At 45.0% G+C, this 26,348-nt stretch carries 16 protein-coding genes; 3 read left to right on the plus strand and 13 right to left on the minus strand.

The window, feature by feature from the left end:
• Positions 1 to 11: 11 nt before the first annotated feature.
• Positions 12 to 3,239: an efflux RND transporter permease subunit gene (locus QZ076_RS08770; protein WP_293712541.1), complete on the plus strand. Its 3,228-nt coding sequence runs from the start codon at positions 12 to 14 to the stop codon at positions 3,237 to 3,239.
• Positions 3,229 to 4,599, plus strand: a complete 1,371-nt coding sequence (locus QZ076_RS08775; RefSeq protein ID WP_293712542.1) for a TolC family protein — start codon at positions 3,229 to 3,231, stop codon at positions 4,597 to 4,599. Before QZ076_RS08770 ends, QZ076_RS08775 begins: the two co-directional genes overlap by 11 nt.
• Positions 4,600 to 4,670: 71 nt before the next feature.
• On the opposite strand, the gene rocF is transcribed toward QZ076_RS08775, so the two are convergent.
• The 3 genes from rocF to QZ076_RS08790 all read right to left on the minus strand — a co-directional run bounded on the left by rocF (position 4,671) and on the right by QZ076_RS08790 (position 8,255).
• Positions 4,671 to 5,567 (minus strand): arginase, encoded by an 897-nt coding sequence (rocF, locus tag QZ076_RS08780; protein WP_293712543.1) that lies wholly within the window; start codon positions 5,565 to 5,567, stop codon positions 4,671 to 4,673.
• A 9-nt stretch (positions 5,568 to 5,576) separates the two neighbouring features.
• On the minus strand, positions 5,577 to 6,785 hold the full coding sequence (gene rocD / locus QZ076_RS08785; protein ID WP_293712544.1) for an ornithine--oxo-acid transaminase: 1,209 nt from the start codon (positions 6,783 to 6,785) through the stop codon (positions 5,577 to 5,579).
• Between the two features lie 234 nt (positions 6,786 to 7,019).
• On the minus strand, positions 7,020 to 8,255 hold the full coding sequence (locus QZ076_RS08790) for an MFS transporter (protein ID WP_293712545.1): 1,236 nt from the start codon (positions 8,253 to 8,255) through the stop codon (positions 7,020 to 7,022).
• 226 nt (positions 8,256 to 8,481) lie between these two features.
• On the opposite strand from QZ076_RS08790, the gene QZ076_RS08795 reads away from it, so the two are divergent.
• A complete protein-coding gene (locus QZ076_RS08795; RefSeq protein WP_293712546.1) occupies positions 8,482 to 12,441 on the plus strand; it encodes a hybrid sensor histidine kinase/response regulator transcription factor in 3,960 nt (1,319 codons plus the stop codon).
• A 26-nt stretch (positions 12,442 to 12,467) separates the two neighbouring features.
• On the opposite strand, the gene QZ076_RS08800 is transcribed toward QZ076_RS08795, so the two are convergent.
• The 10 genes from QZ076_RS08800 to QZ076_RS08845 all read right to left on the minus strand — a co-directional run bounded on the left by QZ076_RS08800 (position 12,468) and on the right by QZ076_RS08845 (position 26,091).
• Positions 12,468 to 15,434, minus strand: coding sequence for a hypothetical protein (locus QZ076_RS08800; protein ID WP_293712547.1), 2,967 nt, complete (start codon positions 15,432 to 15,434; stop codon positions 12,468 to 12,470).
• Positions 15,435 to 15,451: 17 nt separating this feature from the next.
• Positions 15,452 to 17,272 carry a fimbrial protein gene (locus QZ076_RS08805; RefSeq protein WP_293712548.1) on the minus strand — a complete coding sequence of 607 codons (1,821 nt, stop codon included), beginning with the start codon at positions 17,270 to 17,272 and terminating at the stop codon, positions 15,452 to 15,454.
• Positions 17,269 to 18,510: a FimB/Mfa2 family fimbrial subunit gene (locus tag QZ076_RS08810; RefSeq protein ID WP_293712549.1), complete on the minus strand. Its 1,242-nt coding sequence runs from the start codon at positions 18,508 to 18,510 to the stop codon at positions 17,269 to 17,271. Before QZ076_RS08810 ends, QZ076_RS08805 begins: the two co-directional genes overlap by 4 nt.
• Before the next feature lie 110 nt (positions 18,511 to 18,620).
• Positions 18,621 to 20,555 carry a hypothetical protein gene (locus tag QZ076_RS08815; protein WP_293712550.1) on the minus strand — a complete coding sequence of 645 codons (1,935 nt, stop codon included), beginning with the start codon at positions 20,553 to 20,555 and terminating at the stop codon, positions 18,621 to 18,623.
• 259 nt (positions 20,556 to 20,814) lie between these two features.
• A complete protein-coding gene (locus tag QZ076_RS08820; RefSeq protein ID WP_293712551.1) occupies positions 20,815 to 21,975 on the minus strand; it encodes a 1-acyl-sn-glycerol-3-phosphate acyltransferase in 1,161 nt (386 codons plus the stop codon).
• Positions 21,976 to 21,987: 12 nt separating this feature from the next.
• Positions 21,988 to 22,977 carry a D-alanine--D-alanine ligase gene (locus QZ076_RS08825; RefSeq protein WP_293712552.1) on the minus strand — a complete coding sequence of 330 codons (990 nt, stop codon included), beginning with the start codon at positions 22,975 to 22,977 and terminating at the stop codon, positions 21,988 to 21,990.
• 2 nt (positions 22,978 to 22,979) lie between these two features.
• Entirely contained in the window at positions 22,980 to 24,056 is a 1,077-nt protein-coding gene (locus QZ076_RS08830; RefSeq protein ID WP_293712553.1) for an RluA family pseudouridine synthase, read from the minus strand.
• A 2-nt stretch (positions 24,057 to 24,058) separates the two neighbouring features.
• The gene (locus tag QZ076_RS08835) at positions 24,059 to 24,682 is read right to left on the minus strand and encodes a PASTA domain-containing protein (RefSeq protein WP_293712554.1); all 624 of its coding nucleotides are present in this window, start codon (positions 24,680 to 24,682) and stop codon (positions 24,059 to 24,061) included.
• A gap of 123 nt (positions 24,683 to 24,805) precedes the next feature.
• Positions 24,806 to 24,958, minus strand: coding sequence for a 50S ribosomal protein L34 (rpmH, locus tag QZ076_RS08840; RefSeq protein ID WP_075555701.1), 153 nt, complete (start codon positions 24,956 to 24,958; stop codon positions 24,806 to 24,808).
• A 167-nt stretch (positions 24,959 to 25,125) separates the two neighbouring features.
• Complete coding sequence (locus tag QZ076_RS08845) at positions 25,126 to 26,091, minus strand: tetratricopeptide repeat protein (protein WP_293712555.1); 966 nt, start codon at positions 26,089 to 26,091, stop codon at positions 25,126 to 25,128.
• Between the last annotated feature and the right edge of the window lie 257 nt (positions 26,092 to 26,348).

The raw sequence follows: 26,348 nt of genomic DNA on the forward strand, positions 1-26,348 counted from the left end.
AAGAACGGAATATGAAATTAAGAACCTTTATAGAACGCCCGGTACTATCAGCCGTTATCTCTATCGTGATAGTATTTATGGGCATTATCGGGCTGACCAGTCTGCCCGTCGAACAATATCCCGATATTGCCCCACCTACCGTTATGGTGAGTACAACCTACTTCGGTGCCAGTGCGGAAACCCTTCAAAAGAGTGTAATCGCCCCGTTGGAAGAAGCCATCAACGGTGTAGAAGATATGACCTATATGACATCTACGGCGACCAATGCAGGTACCGTATCCATTATGGTCTACTTCAAACAGGGGACAGATCCGGATATGGCAACCGTCAACGTACAAAACCGTGTATCCAAAGCCACCGGGCAGTTGCCGGCAGAAGTGACACAAGTAGGGGTCACAACCACCAAGCGTCAGACCAGTATGCTACAGATCTTCTCGATATACAGCCCTGACGATTCATACGATGAAAGTTTCCTGGCCAATTACCTGAGCATTAACCTGAAGCCGGAAATCCTCCGTATCTCAGGCGTTGGAGAGCTAATGGTAATGGGTGGCGATTACAGTATGCGTGTCTGGATGAAGCCGGATGTGATGGCGCAATATAACCTCATCCCTTCAGACGTGACTGCCGTACTGGCCGAACAGAATATAGAATCGGCAACCGGTGCATTCGGCGAGAACTCTACGGAGACCTACCAATATACGATGAAGTACAAAGGCCGTTTGATACAGCCGGAAGAATTCGGAGATATCGTGATCCGTTCGACCGAAGACGGCGAAGTACTGATGCTGAAAGATATAGCTGAAATAGAACTGGGACGTGAAAACTACTCCTACATCGGTGAGCTGACCGGGCATGTCGGCGTTTCCTGTATGGTATTCCAGACAGCCGGTTCCAACGCAACCGAGGTAAACCAGCAAATCGACGCTTTCCTCGATGAAGCACGCAAAGACCTGCCGAAAGGTGTTGAGATCGTACAGATGATGAGTTCGAACGACTTCCTATTCGCCTCCATCCACGAGGTGGTAAAGACATTGATCGAAGCGATCTTGCTGGTTATCCTGGTGGTATACATTTTCCTGCAGGATATCCGTTCGACACTGATCCCGTTGGTCGGTATCATCGTGTCTCTGATCGGTACATTCGCTTTCATGTCGATTGCCGGATTCAGTATCAACCTGATTACTTTGTTTGCACTTGTTCTCGTAATCGGTACGGTGGTCGATGATGCCATTGTCGTCGTCGAGGCGGTACAGGCCCGGTTCGACGTCGGGTATAAATCTTCGTACATGGCGAGTATGGATGCCATGAACGGGATCAGTGCCGCCATTATCTCTTCTTCACTGGTGTTTATGGCTGTGTTCATTCCAGTATCGTTTATAAGCGGAACTTCCGGTACATTCTATACACAGTTCGGTCTGACTATGGCGGTTGCCGTAGGTATCTCGGCGATCAATGCATTGACGCTGAGTCCGGCATTATGCGCACTAATCCTGAAGCCGTATATAAACGAAGACGGTACGCAAAAGAACAATTTCGCCTCTCGCTTCCGTAAAGCATTCAATACAGCTTTCGACGTCCTAATCGCGAAATACAAGAAAGGCGTACTCTTCTTTATCAAACGCAGATGGCTGATGTGGTCGATGCTGGCTTGCTCGATTGTTCTGCTGTTTTTCCTGATGAAAACGACAAAGACCAGTCTGGTGCCTGACGAAGACCAGGGTGTATTGTTTGTCAACGTAACAACGGCAGCCGGTAACTCGCTGGCAACGACCAACGACGTCATGACCAACATAGAAAACCGTATCAAAGACCTGCCGCAGATAAAGGAATACAATAAAGTATCCGGCTATGGGCTGATCTCCGGACAAGGGAACTCATTCGGTATGTTCATCATCAAATTGAAACCGTGGGATGAACGTACAGATAAGGAAGACCACGTACAATCGGTTATCAACCAGGTGTACGGACGGACTGCCGATATCAAGGATGCGACTATCTTCGCCATGTCGCCGGGTATGATTCCCGGTTACGGTATGGGTAACGCATTGGAAATGTATATGCAGGATAAAAAGGGAGGCGATCTGACTGATTTCTTCAATACGACACAACAATACCTGGGAGCCTTGCGCGAACGCCCGGAAATTGCAGCCGCCTATTCAACCTTCTCCATCAACTACCCGCAATGGGAAGTGACGGTAGATGCAGCTAAATGTAAGCGTGCCGGTATCACTCCGGATGCCGTACTGAGCACCTTGTCCGGTTATTACGGAGGACAGTATGTATCCAATTTCAACCGTTTCTCGAAAGTATATAAAGTAATGATACAGGCTTCGCCCAATTATCGTCTGGATGAATCCTCACTGGATAATACCTTCGTACGTATGGCTAACGGCGAAATGGCTCCGTTAAGCCAGTTCGTCAACCTGACAAAGGTATACGGTGCCGAATCATTGAGCCGCTTCAATATGTACAACTCGATCGGGGTAAACGCCATGCCTGCACCAGGTTACAGTTCCGGTGATGCGATCAATGCCGTGAAGGAAGTAGCGGCAACCAGTCTGCCGAGAGGTTATGGCTACGACTTTGCCGGTATCACCCGCGAAGAGAACCAGGAAAGCAATACGACAACTGTAATTTTTGTGATCTGTATCCTGATGATCTACCTGATCCTGAGTGCGCTCTATGAAAGCTTCCTGGTCCCGTTTGCTGTGATCCTTTCCGTACCGTTCGGCCTGATGGGTAGCTTCCTGTTCGCCAAGATCATGGGGCTGGAGAATAACATTTATCTGCAAACCGGTTTGATCATGCTGATCGGCCTGTTGGCTAAGACAGCCATCCTGCTGACTGAATATGCCGCCGAACGCCGCGCCGCTGGTATGAGCCTGACATCTGCCGCACTGTCTGCCGCCAAAGTACGTCTCCGTCCGATCCTCATGACGGCATTAACGATGATTTTCGGTCTGCTGCCGCTGGTGGTAGCGACCGGCGTAGGTGCAAACGGTAACAGTTCGTTAGGTACAGGTGCCGTCGGCGGTATGTTGATCGGTACACTGGCGCTGCTGTTCGTCGTGCCTTCCCTGTTCATCGTATTCCAGTATCTACAAGAGAAAGTACGTCCGATACAGTTCGAACCGGCACGTGACTGGCAGATACAGGAAGAAGTAGTAGAAGTAACTGCCGAGCGGAATGAATATCTCGAAAGTAAAAAGAAAGGAAATCAATCAGATGAAAAATAATATCATTCTATTATCCGTCGCCACCCTCTCGTTACTGAGTGGGTGCGGCATTTACAAATCCTATAAACCGGAGACCTCCGTTCCCGATAACCTGTTCAGGGAGGATACGCCGGCTACAGATACCACCAGTATCGGCAACCTCGATTGGCGGGATTTGTTCTCCGACCCGCAGCTGCAAGTTCTGATCGATAAGGGATTGGAAAATAACACCGACATGCGCACCGCCCATTTGAGGGTACAGGAGGCCGAAGCCGCCCTGATGACTTCACGTCTGGCTTACCTTCCGGCATTGAACCTGACCCCGCAAGGTACGATCAGCAGCTTCGACGGTTCGAAAGCCGCCAAGAGTTATCAGCTGGCCGCCTCTGCCAGTTGGGAAATCGATATATTCGGTCGGTTGACCAATGCAAAACGAAGCGCACAGGCAGCCCTCGAACAAACCAAGTCATACAAACAGGCCGTCCAGACACAGCTAATAGCCACTATAGCCAATTCCTATTACACTTTATTATTGCTCGACAAACAGTTTGTCATCAGTGAACGGACGGCCTCTCTTTGGAAAGAGAATGTGCAGGCGATGTATGCATTAAAAAAGGCGGGACTGACGAATGAAGCAGCCGTTTCCCAGTCGGAAGCCAACTGCCTGAGTGTGGAAGCCTCCCTCCTGACCTTGCGCCAGCAGATCAACGAGGTAGAGAACAGCCTGTCGAACCTGCTCGGAGAAGTTCCAGGCCGGATAGAAAGAGGCAACATCGACCGACAGGAGTTTCCCCGGACATTGTCTGTCGGAGTCCCGCTTTCGCTGCTAAGCAACCGCCCGGATGTAAGACAAGCCGAATACTCGCTGGCACAGGCATTCTATACTACCAACGGTGCACGTAGTGCCTTCTACCCGAACATCACCCTGAGCGGTGTAACCGGATGGACCAATAACGGAACGGGGATCATCACCAATCCGGGCGGCTGGCTGTTGCAGGCGATAGGCTCGGTGACACAACCGCTATTCAACAAAGGAGCCAACATCGCCCAGTTGAAAATAGCCAAGGCACAACAGGAAGAAGCTTCCCTGGCTTTCCAGCAAAGCCTATTAAATGCCGGAAGCGAAGTAAACAACGCTTTGACACAATGGCAGACGGCACGCGGACGCATCCAACTGGCCGATCAACAGATTACAGCCTTACAAAAGGCCGTAAAAAGCACCCGGTTACTGATGCAACACGGAAACACCACTTATTTGGAGGTACTGACTGCCCAGCAAGGTCTGTTGCAGGCGGAACTCTCGCTGGTTGCCGATCGTTTCGATGAGATACAAGGGGTTATCAACCTTTATCATGCATTAGGGGGAGGACAGGAAGAGTAACTTTTTATACGGTTGCCGTATGCGAGCGTATACGACAACCGTATATAAAAAAACTGGAGCCCGGAGCTTTATTATAGTTTGGCTGTTATATAATCGATAATATCCAGACAGAGATTGGTTGTCAGATCATTCGTATCCAAATCGGGATTCAGTTCGACCAAATCCATTGACTTTATCAAGTTTGTCGACAACATATGTTCGACAAAATTTTTAAACTCTTCCGGAGTCAGTCCTTCGCTCACTCGCGTACCTGTACCCGGAGCAAACCGCGGATCGAGACTGTCCACATCGATACTGAAATGGACATTACGTATTTTCCTTTCCTTCAGCTTCCGCTTGATATCTTCGGCCACGAAATTGATTCCCTTCAGATGGATGGTATCCATGGTGTAAACACTCAGGTGCTCCCGGTCGATAAGAGCCTGTTCGCCTTCATCCAGGCTGCGGGTTCCAACGAGGAACACATTCTGCGGATTCACCTTATTGCCGGGAGCATAGATATTGACAAGTTCTTCGCTTCCCATCCCCATCAGAGCACTCAATGGCATTCCGTGGATATTCCCGCTGGGGGATGTTTCATTCGTGTTGATATCGCCATGCGCATCCAACCAGATGATTCCGAAATCGTCGAAACATTTCCCTACACCGGAAGCACTTCCCAGACCAAGTGAATGATCGCCACCGATAACAAGCGGGAATGCCCCGCCACGTAAGGTATCATACACCAGCTCTGCCAGATTATTATTCACCTCGACGATAGCGTCCAGATACTTCATGCTCTTGCCCCTGGCAAATTTATCCGTTTCGGAAACGGGAGGAACATACAGATTCCCAAGGTCGAAAGCACGATGCCCGTTCTTACGAATCAAATTCATCAATCCCCGCTCACGCAGATGGTTCGGGGCACGTTCTACGCCTTCCCGGTCGCAACCGAGGTTGAGGGGGACTCCTATTACATTAATCTTCATACTGTCCGTTTAAAATTGCGCAAACGTTTCCTTTATAATAGCTATCGCCTCCATCATCTGATCATGAGTGATAATGAGTGGCGGAGTGAAGCGGATGATATGATCGTGTGTCGGCTTGGCAATCAGTCCGTTTTCCTTCAGGGCCAGACAGATGTCCCAGGCAACCTTCCCGTCATGCGGCTCAGTGACTACGGCATTCAGAAGCCCTTTTCCTCTCACCTGCTTAATCATCGGATTATCGATCCTTTCCATCTCACTGCGGAACAACTCACCCATGGCAAAGGCATTCTCCGAAAGTTTCTCGTCCCTCACTACTTCGAGGGCAGCAATACCGACAGCAGCAGCCAACGGATTTCCGCCATACGTAGAGCCATGTTCGCCCGGCGCAATCGTCAGCATAATCTCATCGTTTGCCAGTACGGCAGAGACAGGAGTGACACCACCGGAGAGGGCTTTACCCAATATCAATATATCGGGATGAACATTCTCGTAATCGCAGGCCAGCAGTTTCCCGGTGCGTCCGATGCCCGTCTGTATCTCATCGGCAATGAACAGGACATTATGTTGTTTGCAGAGGTCGTAACAGCGGCGGAGATAACCGTCGTCGGGCACTACTACACCGGCCTCTCCCTGGATCGGCTCTATCAGGAAGCCTACAACATCCGGGTCTTTCAATGCCTCAGCCAATGCGTCTACATTATTATATTGTACTTTGATAAAGCCGGGAGTGTATGGCCCGAAGTCTTCATACGAACTCGGATCGGTACTCATCGAAATGATCGTGATTGTACGTCCGTGGAAATTCTCGCTGCAAACAACGATCTTAGCACGTTCGGAAGCGATGCCTTTGATACGATACCCCCAGCGGCGCGCCAGTTTGAGGGCGGTTTCGACTGCCTCTGCCCCGGTATTCATCGGCAGCAATTTGTCGTAGCCAAAGAACTTGCAGGTAAACTCCATGTATTCGCCCAAAATGTCCGAATGGAAAGCGCGCGACACCAGCGTCAGCTTCTGCGCCTGGTCGGTCAATGCCTGGATGATTTTAGGATGGCAATGCCCCTGGCTCAGGGCGGAATAACCGGACAGGAAATCAAAGTAACGTTTGCCTTCCACGTCCCAAACAAATACGCCTTCTCCTTTCTCGAGAACGACAGGCAGGGGATGATAGTTGTGTGCACCAAACTTCCCCTCACGGGTGATGTAATCTTCCGGTCTCATACTATTTCAGATTTAATTGTTTGACAGACTGTAAGCGTTTCATACAGCCAATGAGCCAAAGATAGGAATTTGAAGTGACAGTATGTCACCGGAAGATATATGTTAAGAAACACAGAAAACGGTTCTTTCCGGTTGATTACTGCCATCCGGATACTAAAAAAGGGATGACCCTCGTCATCCCCTTTTTCATGTTTGGCGTAAAAAATATATATAGTCTTGAGAATTAAATGCGTATTATTTATCTGTCGTCTTCAGGCTCACCGGCTTGAACAGGAAGATGAACAGGAATAGCAGCACTGCCGTGCAAACCGAAGAAATCAGGAATAATACCGGCCAGTCGCATTTGTCACCATCCCGGAAAAATCCGATCAGCCATCCGTTCCATAACGTTCCGATCAGGAAGCCGACGCCCCAGACCAGGAAGAAAAGCAACCCCTGTGCCTGTGCTTTCATCTCCTTCGGAGCAACATTATCCGTATACACCTGTCCGCCCACATAGAACAACCCGAAGATCAGTCCATGTACGATAATCCCGATATAATAGAACCATTGCTGTCCGGTTTCGGCACCGAAAAAGAAGGCCCCGTAACGAACCAACATGGCTACCATACCAAAGATCAGCGTGTTCTTGATCCCCGACTTCACAAGGATCGTTGTAGTGATAACCAGGAAGAACATTTCAGCCAGCTGGCCGAAGTTCATCGTCACCGTTATATTACGAACCTGTTCGTCGGCCAGGATCATGGAACCATATACATGATACAGGGTAAACGGGATGATCGAAAGGAACGTAAGGATCATAAACACCCGGTAATTCTTATCTTTCATCAGCGAGAAGGCGGAAAATCCGGTTATATCCATCACCGATATCTTCGAACTTTTCGCCACGGAAGGCGGAGTATGCGGAAGCGTCAGGTTGACAAAAGCCGCTACGAAAGAAACGCCGGCACCGCAATACATCGGCAGGTTCGTATCGTCGAACGCCTCCATACCCATCAGGTGGATCGCTACGATACTAAAAATACCGGAAGCCACCCAGCCTACCGAACCGAACATACGTATACGCGGGAACTGCTCGGACGGAGCATGGCTCATAGCGATCGTACTTGTCAGACTCTGTGTCGGCATGTGGCAAAGCATAGCCATTACGACAAAGAACATCAGAGGAGGAAAATCCTGCTGCTGGGCGGCCAGCAGCAGGAAGACTCCCGTGAAAATATTCAAAACTGCCAATATCTTTTCTGCGGCAAAGTAGCGGTCGGCAATCGCTCCGATAAACGAAGAGCCCATTGCCCCGATAGCCATTGCACTTAATACTAAGGAAACCTGATACACTTCCAGCTTGAGCGTGTGTGAAAGATAGGCTGCCAGCGGCACCCACCAGACGGCACTCAGCATGTACTGAAGAAACATCATCAAACATAGCTGAACTTTTGTTCCGATTCCTGTATTAGAATGTTGTGTACTCATGATAGTAAATAAAAAGGTTACTTGTCGTGTTTTCCAATTTCGTTGATCAAAAGTACTCCTTCCCCAAGAGAACGTCTGTCCGTTCCGGTTGCATTAATTCCCGTATTTATCTCATTCTACGCTATTCTCAGTGGGTATGATACAATTTTTTAAAACCGTGATACAATAAATGAAAACCCGTAATACAATTTTATATATCTTGCAGTGTCAAACAACAAACTTATTTATGAGCTATCTGAAGTTGATCTTATCTATACTTTTCCTGTCTTGTTCCCTCTGGCTGTTTGCCGACGAAAGCAATTATCTTTTTCGCCATTACCAGGTGGAAAACGGGTTAAGCGATAATATGGTGACGGGCTGCGTGCAGGACAAAAGCGGTTATATATGGATCGGGACGCGTGACGGTCTGAACCGTTTCGACGGGTATACCTTTAAAGTATTCCGCAACGATCCCGACGATGCCGAGTCGCTCGGTAACAACTGGATCACCCACCTCAACTGCGATAACGACGGCAATCTGTGGGTCGGAACACTCTCCGGCCTGTATCAGTACAACGAAACGAAAGAGTCGTTCCTTCACGTACCCTTTACCAAGAACAAAGGGATCGACTTCTTCCAGTTCGATAAGAATAACCTGTTATGGCTACTGATGGACGGAACCCTGATACAATATAATATATCCGACGGACAGTTTCACATCTTTGCCGGAAACAACGGACAGACCTATACGTCTTTCTGTATCATGCCCGACAATTCCCTCTGGCTGGGAGACTCGGAAGGCTTCATCTCCCTGCTGAATCCGGAAGACGGCACGCTCGACTCATATGATCTCTTCGCACATTCCCCGGCTACGACCTCCCGGAAGCTATCCATGCTTTATCGATCGCCCTCGTCGGATAATATATATGTAGCATTCGAACATGACGACGTGAAAATATTCAACGTACTTACTAAAACATACCAGGATCTGAACATCCAGGAGAAAAACCAACTGACCATCCTGATCAATTGTTTCCTTGAAAAAGACAAAGAAGAGCTATGGATAGGGACAGACTCGGGCCTGTTTATCTATGATCTGCAACAGGGTACCTGCAAACGGATCCGGCAAGACCTGCTCGACCCGTATGCACTTTCGAGCCATTTCGTCTCTGCCCTGTTTGAAGACCGGGAAGAAGGCGTCTGGATCTGTTTCCATCAGAACGGGTTGAACTACTACTCCCCCTTCCGCCCCTTCAATGTGTATTATCCCTGGAACGAGACACATTCGCTGAAAGGCGAAGTGATACGCGATATCTGTAGCGATGCCTATGGAAACCGGTGGATCGGTACGGAAGACGCGGGTGTGAACTGCATGGAAAAGAAAACGGAAACATTTACCAACTACCAGCCTGTTCCCGGTATGAAAAGCCTTTCCCATACTAATATACGCGGACTGGCCGCTTCGGGCGATAACCTGTGGATCGGACATGTGATACATGGCATCGACCTGATGGACATAAAGACCAGGAAGGTCGTCAAGCATTATGATTTGCTGAAAGATAATCATACCGTCAAAAACAGCACGGTGCGCTGTATCAAAGTATTGCGCGAGGGAGATATACTGGTCGGTACGGAAGACGGTATTTTTCGCTACGACTATCTCAACGACCGCTTTGTCTATGCCTCCCAGTTCCCGCCTTTTGCCGTAAACAGCCTGTACGAAGACCGTGCGGGGAAGATATGGCTCGGCATGTTCAACCGGAGCTACTACTTCAACAACACCAGCAACACAGGCATGTATCTGCAATACGACAAACTCAATACCCAACGGCACAACACCGTGAACGATGCCTGCGAAGATAAGGACGGGAATATGTGGTTCGCCACCGTCGAGGGCGTTATTAAATATGATTTCCAAACCGGCGAGTCGTTGCATTATACCGTAAAGAACGGAATGCCGAGTAACGTGGCCTTCCGTATCCTGCCGGACGAAAATAACTGCCTGTGGATCAGTACGGCCAATGGTTTGGTCTGTCTCAACACGCAAACGGAAAAGATCATGACATATACCGAGGCGCACGGCCTTGTCACCCGCCAGTTCAATTACAACTCGGCATTTAAAGACGACGACGGAACGCTCTACTTCGGTACGGTAAAAGGCTTTATCCATTTCAAACCTAGCGACGTAAGACCGGCAGCCGAAAAGATGGATGTGCATATCAGTTCGCTCGACATACAGAACGGGATAGGAGGACGACGGATCATCAACAGTTCTTCCTCCTCGGAGGTAAAAAGGGTCACGCTGAACCACGGTCAGTCGACCTTCAATATTAATTTCTCTTCTCTCAACTTCATCGCTCCGAAGTCTATACAATATGCCTACCGGATGGTAAGCCTCGACAAGGACTGGATACCGCTGGGAGAACGTAACATTGTCTATTTCACCGAGCTGCATCCCGGCGACTATACATTCGAAGTCAGGGCCGCCAACTTATCGAACAACTGGGAAGACAAAATCACCCGCCTGCATATCACGGTACTTCCGCCCTGGTGGGTTTCCACGACTGCCTACATTATATATTCTATCTTTGCCCTGGCCGTTATTATCTTCCTTATCTTCTACTGGCGACGAAAGAACAAACGTACCATGGCTTACAACATGCAGATATTCGAAAGCAAAAAGGAGAAAGAGCTTTACCAGGCCAAGATCGACTTCTTTATCAATATCGCTCACGAAATACGCACGCCGCTGACGCTGATAAAGAACCCGCTCGAACGGTTGCTAAGATCGGATAAGATCGGTGAGAAAGAGAATAACTCGCTGACACTGATGGACAAGAACGTATCACGTCTGCTCTCGCTGGTCAACCAGCTACTCGATTTCAGAAAGACGGAGATAGAAGGTTACCGCCTGAACTTTGTCCGTACGGAGGTCGTCTCGCTGCTGACCGAAACGGCTAAACGTTTCCAGGAGATAGCTACAGAAAACAATCTGTTGCTGAACCTCGACCTGACCGTCCAGGAACTTTATGTGTTTGTCGACCGCGAAGCGCTCACCAAAATAATGAGCAATCTTTTCTCGAATGCCGTTAAATATGCGGCCGGCAGCATTGTCGTACGCCTGCAGCCGTCTGCCGACTACGAGACTTTCACGATCGACTTTATCAACGACGGCACTCCTGTTCCGGCAGAAATGAGAGAGAAAATATTCGAACCTTTCTACCGTATCAAAGGAAATGAAGATAAACCGGGTACAGGACTAGGTCTACCGCTGGCACGCTCATTGGCTGAAATGCATCACGGCACGCTCGAGTTGGCAGAGACTTCGGGTAACCAGACCCTGTTCCGTATCACCCTGCCCGTCAAACTGGCCGGCGCCGTCAAGACAGCTGAAGAGGATGTCCAGCCGCTACCCGAATCCAGGAAGATCGCTTATACCCGGGAAGAAGGCCGCCCCACCATCCTGATCGTCGAAGATAACAAGGAAATGAGTGCTTTCATCGCCGACGAAGTCAACGAAAGCTACAACGTATTGATCGCCGGCAATGGCTCCGAAGCGCTGGAACAACTTAAGAAGGAAAGTATCCAGTTGATCATTAGCGACGTGATGATGCCTGTCATGGACGGTTTCGCCTTGCTTCAGAGCGTAAAGACAGATATCGAATTCAGCCATATCCCGGTCATCCTGCTGACAGCCAAGAATACTATGCAGGCCCGGCTGGAAGGGTTGGAACTGGGAGCAGACGCATACATCGAAAAACCGTTCTCCACCAGCCTGCTGATGGCACAGATATCCAACCTGCTTTCCAACCGGGATAATATCCGCAAGTTCTACTTCAATTCGCCGATCGCCAATATGAAGTCGATGGCCTATACAAAGGCCGACGAAGGTTTCCTCGAAAAACTGAACGAAATTATCAATGACAACATCGGTAATCCAGAACTCGATGTCAATAAAATCGCCGACCTGATGCACCTGAGCCGCCCGACCTTATACCGCAAGATACGCGCTATCTCGGATCTGACTCCGAACGACCTGATCAAGATCAGCCGTCTGAAGAAGGCCGCCGAACTGCTCCTGCAAGGAAACATGAAGATTTACGAAATTTCAGAAGCGGTAGGCTTCAGCTCGCAATCTTATTTCTGGTCTGCCTTTATCAAACAGTTCGGTATGAGCCCGTCGAAGTATGCGAAGGAGAACAGGTAAGTGCCATAAACAAATTCGGGAAAAGACTAATTGTCTTTTACACAACGTAAAGAAAATGCCTCATTTACAGATGATCTATAGTTATCTAAAACAAATTTCCATGAATAAACCCAAGAGGCATTAGGCGTATTGTAATATCCTGTTGCTAAATACCAAGCGTTAGAGTTGAAATAAGTCCCGGACCACAGATTAGATTCTGCTCCGGTTCCTTGCACTTGACCCCAAATTAGATTTTCCAGAGATCCAAAGCGAGAACCGTTGGCAGGAATAAATATAGACGCAAAATTATAAGGATTATATAATAATATCCCAGCATATCCTATTTCAGCACCTTCACCCACCAATGTAGGAATTCTATAAGTCACTCCATCAACCGTCTCAAATTCATAAATATTCGCAGCCCCCTCGTTCTGATGATTTTGAGTATTAGGTACTCGCATAGGCCTCCTGTCATAATACCCATCTGCTATATAACCACGTAACATATTATCATAACTTGACCTCTCCTTCCCATTAAATGGATTCAACCAAAATGACTGACGCATTTCAGAGCCAACTACTGATCCTAAATTATTATCAACCCCATCTTTTGGAAGGCGATATTTATCAGGGAACACTTCTTTAGCTTCTTCTTTGGACGTTTTTTGCCAATTAACATCGGTTACAGACCCTACCGGATAGTAGGCGCGCGATGGATAAGCTTGAAAAAAGTAGCCTCCCTGAGACGGATAATCTGTAAAATCGGCCTTTTCGCCATTAGAGAAATCAAACCATTTTGTTAATTTATCTCTCAAATCCTTTGTCAAAGTCAGATTGAATGGTGATATCTTCTTTGCCATCACACGAGATTGTCCAGGAGCCTCTCCTCCCGGTATGGGATCGCTGGGACGCAATAAATAATCGTCAGATTCTCCCTGACGAACATAAATCAGATGTGTACCTGTAGCATGAATAAGAGCTATTAACCCATAACGGGGAGCTCCGATGGCACCTCCTGGCAACCGACTTTTCATGCCGACGCGGAAATAAATACTGGGAGTATCAGTCGTTACTTCACCTGAAATGAGTATTTTCCCCTTTTCGTCAGCTCTAAACTGACAGTTATTCTCAACCTCAGCAGCAGTAGTCCAATTTGCTTTATCCTTCGCACTTCCATCCGGCTTATCAATATTTTCTACCCCATAAGCATATCTGGTAATCCCCAGATCTGGACTAGGATTCTTATCCAATTCAATAAAATCCTGTCCCACCACGACTATCGCTCTCCACTTACTTCCGACCTTGTCTGTTGTCTTGATACGAATGATACGCTCAGCTGTCTCATTCGCACGATGAAATGTTCCGACAAATGTATAAGGACGGATTTGGGCTAACTCGGAGTATACATCCAGTTTCTTTTGGGTAAAGACAACCTTAGTACGTCCGTCGTCTTCGGAACTTGCAACAAAAAACTCACCTTCACGGTCACGCAAATTTGTACCATAGCCGACATTAGCAGAAACCAAAACATAAAGCTTTCCTGTATTGCTAAAAAACAAATTTCCTTGTTGTCTTTCCAGCTCATATTTTCCAGATTCTTCAGCAAATTGAATCTCATCACGTACTGCACTTTCTTTTTGGTCACCGACCGTCACTCCTTCAAATAATAATTCATCAGGAGTAGCCGATAGACTATCCCGTTTTTCAATATGAACTACCTTGCTCAAATTACCAATATGCAATGTCAACGTTCCGGTCTGAAAATCTTTATCACAGTTTATTTTCACATCCTCAGTAGCTTCCTTAGTAGAGGTGGAATTTAAAGCAAACTGCTTCTCCTTATTACCATCGGCCAAAGTCAATCCATCTCCAGTAACCCTAATAAATCCTTGAGAACCATTATTTATCCAGTCATTTGCACATGTATAGGTACAAACAGTAGCCAAAAGATTATCTACTTCTCCTCCATTATAAATAATTAGAGAGCTGTTAGATACACCTAAATACTGTTCACCATTGGAGACTATATCATGTGCACTAGGATCAATAACTGAAATTTCAGCACCTACCAATTCGTTCGATGGAGCATTTTTTATCGCCTCATCGGCAGTGCGATACCCCGCAATGGATATACTCTTCATTTTGACGATATACTGATGATTACGTGTTATGTCATAATAATCATCTCTAGCCTTCCAAAGAGCCAACCGGATATACCCTTCTACTCCATCAAACTCTCCTTTTACAATAATCGAAGGTTGATTATCCTTGGGAGTGTAAAACACATATAGAGGTGATGTTGTTAGTCCATCAGTCGATTCACTAAGCATCACATCTGTGGAATAAGTATCACCGGAAACTATACCGGCATAATTTCCAACGCCATAGTCCGTCAGAGTATTCTCCTCAAACACAGCACCTCTTGATGCAACATGTGCCAAATTAATACCCAACAGTTTATATTTTGTATTACTAGCATCAACTTCAACTGTCACTTTTGCAGCAGAACGATTAAGCTCAAAATCAAGACTTAGACCGTTATATGAGTTCAAATCTGACACCATAGATATTGGAGAGGCATCCTGTACAATCAAACCTTCTTTATTTCTATTTAATTGCACAACCAACTTTGATTGCAGCTCACCGTAAGTCGTTCCAAAACCAGCACTAGTAGCCATCACTCTTTCAATATTAGCCAATACCAATAACTCAGAATTCTCCAAATCATTTTTATCCAAATTGGCATAATAAGCATTATTTCCTACAGAAGTAGCCTTTACAGAAGTGGAAATCTTTTTATCATCACCCTTAAACACAAGTACCCAGATATCATTAATATCTGCCGAAGTATCCCCTTTCGTTTTAACATCTACAACACCTTCTTCTGCAGTCGATATAGTAAACCGAAATTGCACATCCGAAGTTCCTGATTTAACAAGAGTCTCATCCACACATGACGTACACAAATACATCAAAAACAGCGTGATCTGTACTATTATAGCGAATCGTTTCATAGACATTTACTTATTTTTTATTTCCACAAAGCTTTGATTCCCGTAATATATCCACCAATAATAATCTTCAGTTTTCCATCATTATCTACATCAACCTGTCTCTCATCACCGGAATAGACCCACATAAGAAATTCTTTATCAGCAGCCGGAGACGTATAACTAGGCGAGGCTATTTCATACTCTCCTCCAAAAAATGTAGTTCCTGGCCAATCTGCATATCTGATTTCTTTCATATAAGTATCCTCCGATTCAATCTTACCTCCATTACCGTCAAATACGACTTTTCCAATAATTGGATTCGAATTAACTTCTATTGTTCGAGTCAGTTCCCCGGCATGCAATGTCAATTTATAGGTCGCTATGTTTTCATATCTGTCATCATTATCAAATTCAAAAATCATAGAACCAGTATATCCACCTTTTGATAATGCTTTATAGTCAAAATGAGTTGTCGTATTTCCCAAAGAACAAGAAAGATCCTTAAATACCGTATTCACAGTTATAAGACTCTCGGATTGATTCTCATCTTTCATGACACCATCTTCACCTATATAAGGTTTGTCCTGATTTGTCCAGAAATAGACATTAACCCTTTTCTCCGACATATCCACATGCAAACTCGTCACATTCAAATAAGGGATTCCCAGATTGGCTTCTATATTTTCAGGGTTTTCCCACTCTTTCGGTGTAACTTTCACTTCAAATCGTTCCAGTTTTCCTTTCGTAGCCACGCTTGCCACCACCTGATAAGAGGTATTTTTAGATATATGCAAATCTTTCAAAGACAAATTGCCTACATCAATAGAACCTCCATTATACGCAGAGACACCATCTCCTAGGGGAATCTGATAACTTGTATTTGTCTTAGTAGAACCATCTGCCTCGGTAAACTCCCCGTTCACCTGGATATAAGTATAAATTCCATTATTAAAGGCGGCCTCAACCAAATTATGTTCAGGAATATAGAAAGTCAGCACATCCGTACTTACATCCCCTGTGGTAGTGGGCTCAATGACTAGATGCGTTCCAAAATTTTTTGCTAAGGTAGAAACATACGTATCGGAATATCCCAAATCCGATCTATCCAGCCAAGCTCGTCGGGGAACATTGACTATAGATGCACTAGCAATTTCCAACTTACCTTTTCCAGACACATCCGAGAATGTATCTCCCTTTTTTATTTTCAAAGTTACCTTTGCCAAAGCACGTTCCAAATTCATTTTTACATCTTTCCCATTTGATGCATCCCACTCATAAACAGACATTAACCCTGTTTCAGAATACATCGGAATATATCCCCGGTTAGTACCACCGGAGCCTGCAATGTTAATATCCAGTTTACCATTGCTATTATAATTATCATAATATCGCAGCACGGTTCCTTTGATATCGTCTATCTTAGTAACCCCAGTCAGAGAACTCAGTTCGTTTGCCACCACGATTATTTTCAATGGAACTTCTTTTTTGAACAGTTTAGATATGACGTACGAATCTCCATCTTTTATAAAATAATCATATGCTTTTTTAGGATCAGTCGGCAATGAGGACATTAAGTCTTTATCCTCATAATATTGAGTGGCAAACAGACTGTTATCTTGAGTGAAGAAAAACACCCTCAACGAACGTATAGCGTTTTCAGCTACATTTCCTACTTCAGTGGAAACGCCGGCCGCACGCACCGAGATACGCATCACAGCGTTTCCTGAGGCATCGACGGTCGGAGTACCAATCGCCTGCTCTTCACTGCATCCTATTGATAACAACGATACCAAACCGAATAACAAGATTATCCATTTGATTCGATTATTCCTTATTTTAGCCATATCGCCTTTCTTCATAAATCCGGAACAATATCTTGTATTTTCCAGCCGTTCACGTATATTGTAATTACAACTTTCGGATTCAAATCCGGATCAGGGTCAGGAGTTGGATCGGGATCGGGACTAGGGCCAGGATCTGGACTAGGGTCGGGGGCGGGCCCAGGATCAGGACCAGGGTCAGGACTGGGATCTGGATCTGGATCAGGGCTTGGTCCGGGACCAGGATCAGGTTCTTCACCACCTGAACACACGAATGTTATCTCAAAAATATCTTGTCGATCGAGATATTCCAAAGTAGGATAAACCCAAATAGTGTCGCCGACAGCCTCTTTTTGAATCTGTCCCCTTGAATCACGGGAAGGTATCTTACTTTTCAGTATCAAATCGACCACATCCAATTCTTTACAAAACTTCAGCGAACCACAACTTCCTTCCAACAATACAGGAGCCGAAAAGAGGTTACCCGCATCATAAGGTTGCAAACGCAAAGTCTTAATATCAGCCTGCAAAGTATCATGGTCTATCGCAACTGTATGGGGAGTATAGGTCACCAGATAACTCGATTCCCCCGTCTTATTGTTCCATTTATAATGGGCATTACGACCGGTAAGCTTAAAAGTGAACTGTCTAGCAACAGGTGCCGGCTTACTTATTGCCGATAGGTTTATCACTTTTACCCGAATTGTCTTCGAATCCTTGATGAGAGAAGTATGGATTGTAGTCATCTCCATCGATTTCACCTCTACATTTTGCGCAATACCATAAAACAGGTCACTAAAAGCATCGGTTTGTGGTGTAGCCTGGTCGTTGTCAGCCGGATCGAGATTATAACGTAAAAATGTTCGAAGATCATCCAGTTTAGTTTGCCCTATGACAACACCTGTCGAAGACGGAGTTAGCGGATCATTATTATGGGTGATCTTAAAATGCTGATCACAGGATACACTGTTAGCCCACGACACCAAGGTATATTTACCCGGAGCTAGTTCTACATTCCTTGTCCAGTTATCACTCAGCTCTCCACCCATGATTTGAGGAGATAAGGTATCCTGCAACACACCTGCCTCATCGAAAATAAAAGTTTTCAAATCCTTAACTTGCCTGCCAAACTCATTACCATATTGCATGTTTAATACATAGTCATATTGCAACTGCACTCCGTTGGGCGGACATGGGGATATGTCCTCGTCGATACAACTGTATATCACCGTTATGAGACAAGTTGCCAACAAATAAAAAACACCTTTTATCCGCATGCCAGTTTCTCTTTATAAATATCGGTTCATTGTTTAGAAAAGATGATTTCCGGCAAGAGAAAATCCTTTTTGCCGGAAACTTTCACCTCATTATGAAAAGAAAATCCAAATTAAATATCCGGTGTGATATTTTGGATCGTCCATGGAATCACATTAATTGTCACCTCCACATTTGCACCAGGCATTTCAGGATCCGGGTCAAAAGGATCTTTGGGTTGGATAGGTTTAGTTGGATCAGTAGGATCTGGTTGATGGGTTCCACCAGGGATAGGAGTAGTACCAACCATACTACTTAGCAAAGTGGATAAATCCAAACGATAGATATTTCCTATAGCAAAACTTGTTACATGATTAGTAGAACCACTCTTAAACAATTTTAAAGTCACAAATTGTTTATCCTTTACATAGCTATCTGAATTCGTCTGATAATCTGCGGCAGTCTTATACGCCTTCACTTTAACAATAATATGCGGCAAAACAGAACCCAATTGATCCTTATTAGCATCAATGTCTGTTATGTTTGTTGATTGTGGAAAAATCTGATAACCGGCTGCTTTATTTTTTGCAACACCCAGATTTCGATCTGTTGAGTAATACTCAGATTTACCAGCAAATGCTGCCGCCTTTTTAGTTATTACCGGCATTTTGTCCGTATGACCGGAAGATCCCCCTGTTAGATCAATTCCCGGAACATCTATTGATCCGGCATCTCCTGTTGCATTTATAGCGATTCTATCCCACATATTTCCCATACACAAAAAAGTGTGTCCACTAGATACTCCCGCTGTATGCCAACCATTTAAATGATAAGCTTTATACCAGTTCGGCCAATACGAACTAGATTCACTTCCAGGCCAAGCCATCAGAAAAACGGGATCTGATGAAGAACGTACTTTTATATTATTAATAAATATTTCTTCTACATCAACTGCATAATAAGCGTTCGGATTCCATGTCAGCCAAGTTATGTTCTTACCCTCAACATAAGGATTCTTGAGCCATTTGCCAGCAGCATTTGCATCTGCTGCATTTAATAAGACAACGTTAGTCAATGGATCAATCTTGGGAGTACCGGCAGAGCCAACAGTAGGAGTAACATGAGTATTACCATGTATATAAAAATATTCAGGAAGATAGACTATAGTTTTATCATCTGTGATATCATCTGTATCAGCAAAGCCATTAGTCAGTGTACCAGCAATCGCTCCACAATATCCATAGTCATAAGGGCCGGTAGGATTTGTCATGTCATTTGGCTTATGCAGATTAATAACTCCATCAGAATCAATAGGTCCTATTTTAACATTCGCTAACTCACCATCAACAAAAGCCCTAAAGTCACCAAGTGTCATCGTAAACCAATGATTCCCCCAAAAATCCTCCCACTTTTCAGGTGTTTTAACATCAATAGCACCATGAACTTCGAAACGAGCAAATGAAGGAAGAACCTCAAAATCGACCACATAAGTAAGAACTTTAGACCCTGCATTCGGTTTTATACTCGAAGTTGCAAGAGACACTTTACCAGTCTTTGACACCAACGGCACCCGATCATAACTATATTCCATTCCCGTAGGATAAGCAACATTCGATCCATTTTTTCCATCTTTATAATTGAAAAAATTAATATTAGTTACATTATCATCATTGGAATAAGCATTTAGCACTACATCAACCTTAGTAGTTCCTTTCGGAACACCGATCGTAGCTCCTTCTACAGGTTTTTGTGTCTCCCCAGGAGTTCCATCTACTTTATTATATGCCCCATACAAAGCAGCTTTCATTTGATCATCATCCAAAAGAATCGATGTAAGCAAATTATCATAACCGTCATACGCCATAAAAGTGACTGTACGTACAGTAGGATTAATTGTCCCTGTTCCGACCTCATGTCCAGGCTCAACAGCACGAGTTCCATTCCTCCCTTGTACATTAATATTCAACACGACCAGCGATTCGCTGTCATCCGTATTATCTATTACTTCATCCTCTTTACACGAAAAGAGAGCAACGACCGCAAGGGTCATAAAAATAATTTTTTTCATACACATTTCATTTTAGATGTTATTATACCTTTTTTGTTCTACATCTATCTCCATGTTCCAGCTCTTACTTTCCGTAGCTTTAAGGTCATCGATAGAACTTTGATTGTGTAAGACAAAATTAAGTAATTGTAACTTTCTCTTATTGTATCGAGAGGCCATTTCATTGTACTTTTTGGTCAATTTTGTGTATAAAAATGTACAAATAAAAGGGGCTGTCTTTAATGAGACAGCCCCTTTTCCATATCAAATTCTATTTTTCTTATTCCTGGTTTGCCAGGTGATTCTTCAAAGGATTCGTATACATTTCAAGTATCTTCGTGCGCAGGAATGCTTCGTCTTTGTTCGGCAAGACAATCTTATCCAGTTGTCCCTGCAGGTATTCTTCGAAATGTTTCTTATCTCTGAGTCCGTAATTGCCACTGAAACGCTTAGTACCAGTCAGCATATCATAAGCAACATAGTTGCAGGGATAAAAACGGTAATGTTTGTAGATTTCCTTATCGATGATGGAAGCGATAGCGGCAACCAGTTCATTCTTTTCCATACTTCTGTCGAGGGTCGCTAATTGATCGTTGATCGGTTCTGTCAGCGTAAAATGAACACGGCCCTTATTATTCAGGATGCCGGTTTCCATGCTCAACAGGTCGTCGCGCTGGCTCTTTACATAGTCAGGATCATCTCGTTTCATCTGGAACTCTTTTGCTTTCAGGAAGTCGCACGGATCGTACTCGTAAGAGATAGCAACCGGGAAGATATTCAGATCCATGATATTGGAAACGATACCCTTATCCCCGCTCATATTCAACATTTTCAGGACGCTACCCTGTGTGCGGTCGTTCGAATCTTTGGCACGACCTTCACGTTGTGCGATCCAGATAGATTCTTTTGTTTCATTGATCGTATGGCGTATATAAGCCGAAAGCTTCTTACTTACATCCAACATCTGACGAACAGAAACTCCGCGTTTTACGATAAAACTGTTATTCAGGCGAACCAGCGTCTCGATCCAGGGACGGATCATCAGATTGTCACCTATCGCCACCTGCGTCATACCATATCCCACATCATACAACATTACATTCAGGAATGAGGCATCCAGTACAATGTCGCGGTGATTGGAAATAAATGTACAAGGCTTCTTATCTTTCGGAAGACGGCTTCGTCCGGAGATCGTCAATGAAAAGGTCGTCTTATTGGCAACCATCATCACCGCTTCGTAAGCCAGCTTCGATTTAAAGTCTTCTTTTGTCTTGAACGAACGCATCGTTTCAGAAAACTCTTCCCAGTTCACATCCGGTTTGATATACCGGAAGGCCCGCTCGAAATCTTCGTTGGTTACCAGTGCTTCAATAGCATCCTTCACCTCGTCATTATTCAGCGGACGAATGTCGTCAAAATTATAGGAAACTTCTGTATCCATATCTTTCTATTATTATTTACCTACCTTTTGCAGTTCATTTTCAATGATGTCTGTCATAACATCCTTGATATCCAATCCGGCAGCCCGAACTTGCTGCGGGATAAAGCTGGTAGCCGTCATACCCGGTGTCGTATTTACTTCCAGCATTTTCGGTTTCCCGTTTGCTTCGATAATAAAATCGACCCGGATGAGTCCTTTGGCGCCCAATATATCATAAATCTTTGATGCTTCGCGTTGTACTTTCTCCGTCAGTTCGGGAGAGATACGGGCGGGAGTGATCTCGTCGGACTCGCCGTTATACTTCGCGTTGAAATCAAAAAACTCGTTCTTCGTAACCACTTCGGTAAGCGGAAAGACAACTTCTTTTCCTTTTACCTTATAACAACCGCAAGTCACCTCCGTTCCGGAAATAAAACTTTCCAGCATGACCTCGTCGCCTTCGGCAAATGCCTTTGCAATAGCCGGTTGCAATTGTGAAGCGTCCTTAACCTTGGTCACTCCGAAACTGCTTCCCCCATCGTTGGGTTTCACAAAGATCGGCAGTCCTAACCGGGTGATCGCCTCTTCTTCTGTCACTGTCTGTCCTTTGAATAAACGGATAGAGTCGGACACATTGATACCAAAACTACGCAAATAGTTGTTGCAAACAAACTTGTTGAAGGTAAGAGCGCTGACCAACTGACTACAAGAAGAGTAAGGCATCCCGATCATATCAAAATAGCCCTGCAACCGACCGTCTTCCCCCGGAGTACCATGAATAGTAATGTAAGCAAAGTCGAAATGCTTCACCTCACCGTTCTCCCGGAAACTAAAATCATTTTTATCAATTGGTGTATATTCCCCGCCAGGAAGTTTAACCGCCCATTCGCCTTTCTTAACGATTGCAATATATAAATTATATTTGTCTTTATCAATAAAAGAGTAGATTCCTTCTGCACTTTTTAATGAAACAACAATCTCGGAAGAATCTCCCCCGGCTACAATAGCTATGTTCTTTTTCATTTTTATATTTCTTTAGTGTTTGCATATATCCGCCACTTCTCTATCAGTTGTGCCATATCAGCGGGAATTTCGGAATCAAAAAACATTTCCTCACCGGTAGTAGGATGCACAAATCCCAACGTTTTGGCATGCAGTGCCTGTCGGGGACAAATGGCAAAACAGTTCTGTACGAACTGTTTATACTTGGTAAAAGTCGTTCCTTTAAGAATTTCATTTCCGCCATACCGTTCATCGTTAAAGAGGGTATGACCGATATATTTCATGTGTACACGTATCTGGTGCGTACGTCCTGTTTCGAGGCGGCACTTCACCAGCGAGACATAGCCCAAACGTTCGAGCACGGAATAATGGGTAACGGCAGTTTTTCCCTGATCTCCTTCGGGAAAGACCGTCATCTGCATCCGGTCGCGCGGATCGCGTCCGATATTTCCTTCTATGCGTCCCTCATCTTCCTGCACAATTCCCCAGACTAATGCACGGTATTCGCGCTTGGTAGTCTTATTAAAAAACTGCAGGCTGAGATTTGCCTTTGCTTCCGGTTTCTTGGCAACCACCAACAGACCGGAAGTATCTTTATCAATACGGTGAACCAATCCTAATCGCGGATCGGAAGGATCATAGGTCGGATCGTCTTTCAGATACCAGGCCAATGCATTTACCAGTGTACCGGTATAATTGCCGTGTCCGGGATGCACAACCAAACCTGCCGGTTTATCCACCACCAGCAAGTCGTCATCTTCATATATTATTTTAAGAGGGATATTTTCCTGAACGATCTCCAGTTCACGACGCGGACGCGTCATAACGATCGTCACCACATCTTCGGGCTTCACACGGTAATTACTTTTTACCGGTTTTCCGTTAGCCAGGATACATCCCGCTTCGGCAGCTAGCTGTATCCGATTGCGGGTCGATCCGAACATACGGTCTACCAGGAACTTGTCTACCCGCAACAAAGACTGTCCGCGATCGGCAACGAAGCGGAAATGTTCATACAGTCGGGGAGTCCCATCCTCCTCTTCCTGTCCTAACAGGCCGTCGGCCTGTTCATCATCCATTTCGTCAAAAAAATCATCCATAGTTAAAACCAGTTTTCTTCTTCACTATCCAACGATTCGACAGGCATGGTCGACAGCGAGTCTTCAGATAGAATTTCGGCCTCGCCACTACTCACCTTCAGAATCAGAGGAGCCGTAAGCGGGACATGTTCACCTTTACTCAAAGTCCTTCCACGCAAATCGACAGAGACTGCCAGATCTTTAAAATCGCCCGGCACATATTCGATCTCCACATTTTCAAACCCACGGGCCCGCAGCAATGCATACGCCTGGCGGAACGACAAGTCTTCCACTTCCGGTATGGTAGCCATTTGGGAAGTCATGGCATTTACCGTAATAAACACGATCCGTCCTTCTTTCACCTTCGAACCTGCCGAAGGAACCAACTCTACGATAGCTCCGGGACTGACCTCCTTAGAAAACACAGAGTCGATCACATTATAACGTAAGTTGTTATTTTTGAAGAATTCAGCAGCTTCTTCCACTTTCAGGCCTTTCACATCCGGTACGACAACAGCTTCATTATGCCTCGTATACTTATCGAGCCATATCAGGGTGCCATAGATCAAACCGCATGCCACGACGACTGCCAGCAGCAAGTTCAAGACGTACGGATTCTTTATCAGTTTAACAAAAAAGTTATTCATTTCTATTTTGTGTTTGTAGGCGGGATCAAAAGTAGAAAACAAAGCCGTTAAAACAAAGAAAGTAAAGGCTTTTTAGCAAAAACCTCTACTTTCTTTATGAATAATTTCTTTAAAACGGGCTGATTATCCGTTGTATTCGTCAGAAACTGATAACTTAGCTCTTCCTTTAGCACGACGAGAAGCTAATACTCTGCGACCATTAGCTGTTGCCATTCTTGAACGGAAACCATGCTTGTTCTTTCTTTTTCTGTTTGAAGGTTGGAATGTTCTTTTCATCTTTCTATATATTTATTTATTATTATCTTATACCAATTCGGGCTGCAAAGATAGAGGCTTTTTTTTAATAAACAAAGAGTTGAACCCTTTTTTCTCACTTTTTGTTGCTCTACCACAGCCTGAAAGCCAACTTTATGACGTACCTTAAATATATATGTACATTCAAATCAAAAAGGCATATACGTTTTATTCTCAAAATTAGCATGCTGTCCTTCAAACTTCTTCGCTTCCTCTCCTTCCGGATTCAGCTCGATCGATTTCTTCAGATCTTCAAAAGCACCTTCTTTATCCCCTTTCAGGTTCTTGGCCCGTCCTCGTTCGGCATAAGCCTTGGCAAAATCAGACTTAATATCGATGGCGTCGTCGAAGAATGCGATGGCTTCATCCAATTGCCCTTTCGTGATCAGAAGGGTTCCTTTCAGGATACAGGCATCTTCGTTGAACGGGTTCAGGTCGAGCGCCTGCTGGTAATCATCGGCGGCGGCTTCCAGATCGCCCAGGGATTCATGGATTTTTCCTCTTATCAGATAGGTTGTTTCCTCTTCAGGAGCCAACGAGATCGCTTTTTCGATATCGGGCAATGCTTCTTTTCCCTGCATCATATCCAACAGTATCTCTGCACGAAGGAGGTAAGCATCTGTAAAATCATCTTTCAGGGCGATCGCTTTTGTCAGGTCGGCAATAGCACCCAGCGGATCACCGGTCGTTCTTTTAGCTTTCGCCATCAGGAACCAGGGAAGATGGTTCGCGGCGTCGAGCTCAATCACGCGCATACAATCGGCAATCACTTCCTGATCCTTATCCAGCATGAAAAGGACACTGACCCTTGCCAACAACGTATTGACATGTTCCGGTTCGAGCTCAACCATACGATTCAGTACATCCAATGCCTTTCCGGTTTCATTGGTCATGGAATAAGCCGACACCAGATAATTCATTGTTTCAAAATCTTCTTCGATATTCAACGCTTCGGTAAAGCATTTAATAGCATAAGCCACCTGCCCTATTTTCTGGGCACGAACGCCGTCATATTTTAATATGTCGAAGTTTTTCTGATCGTTTTTCACTTTCTCTTCTACTGTATCCTCCTTTTTTTTAGAAGAAGAGAACAAGGATGTAAAGAAATTTCCCATGGTTATTTATTTATGTTCCGGAGGGCAAAGATACCGATTATTTTGAATTAGTCATAAACTATCGCTCCGGATCATAGTTAAAAGGACTCCTATCAGCCCAAGAATTTCGCTGGTGACAAAATGTTACTAGTATAGCGACTAATCAGGATTAATAGAGCGACTAAATTGAATTAGTATTAAGACTAATATTCTTTAACACATCATGCTGACAGAAAAAGACGGATTATACAAGCAAAATGTAAAAAGCAGATTTTACG

It is taken from the genome of uncultured Parabacteroides sp., from assembly GCF_905196875.1.
GTDB lineage: Bacteria > Bacteroidota > Bacteroidia > Bacteroidales > Tannerellaceae > Parabacteroides.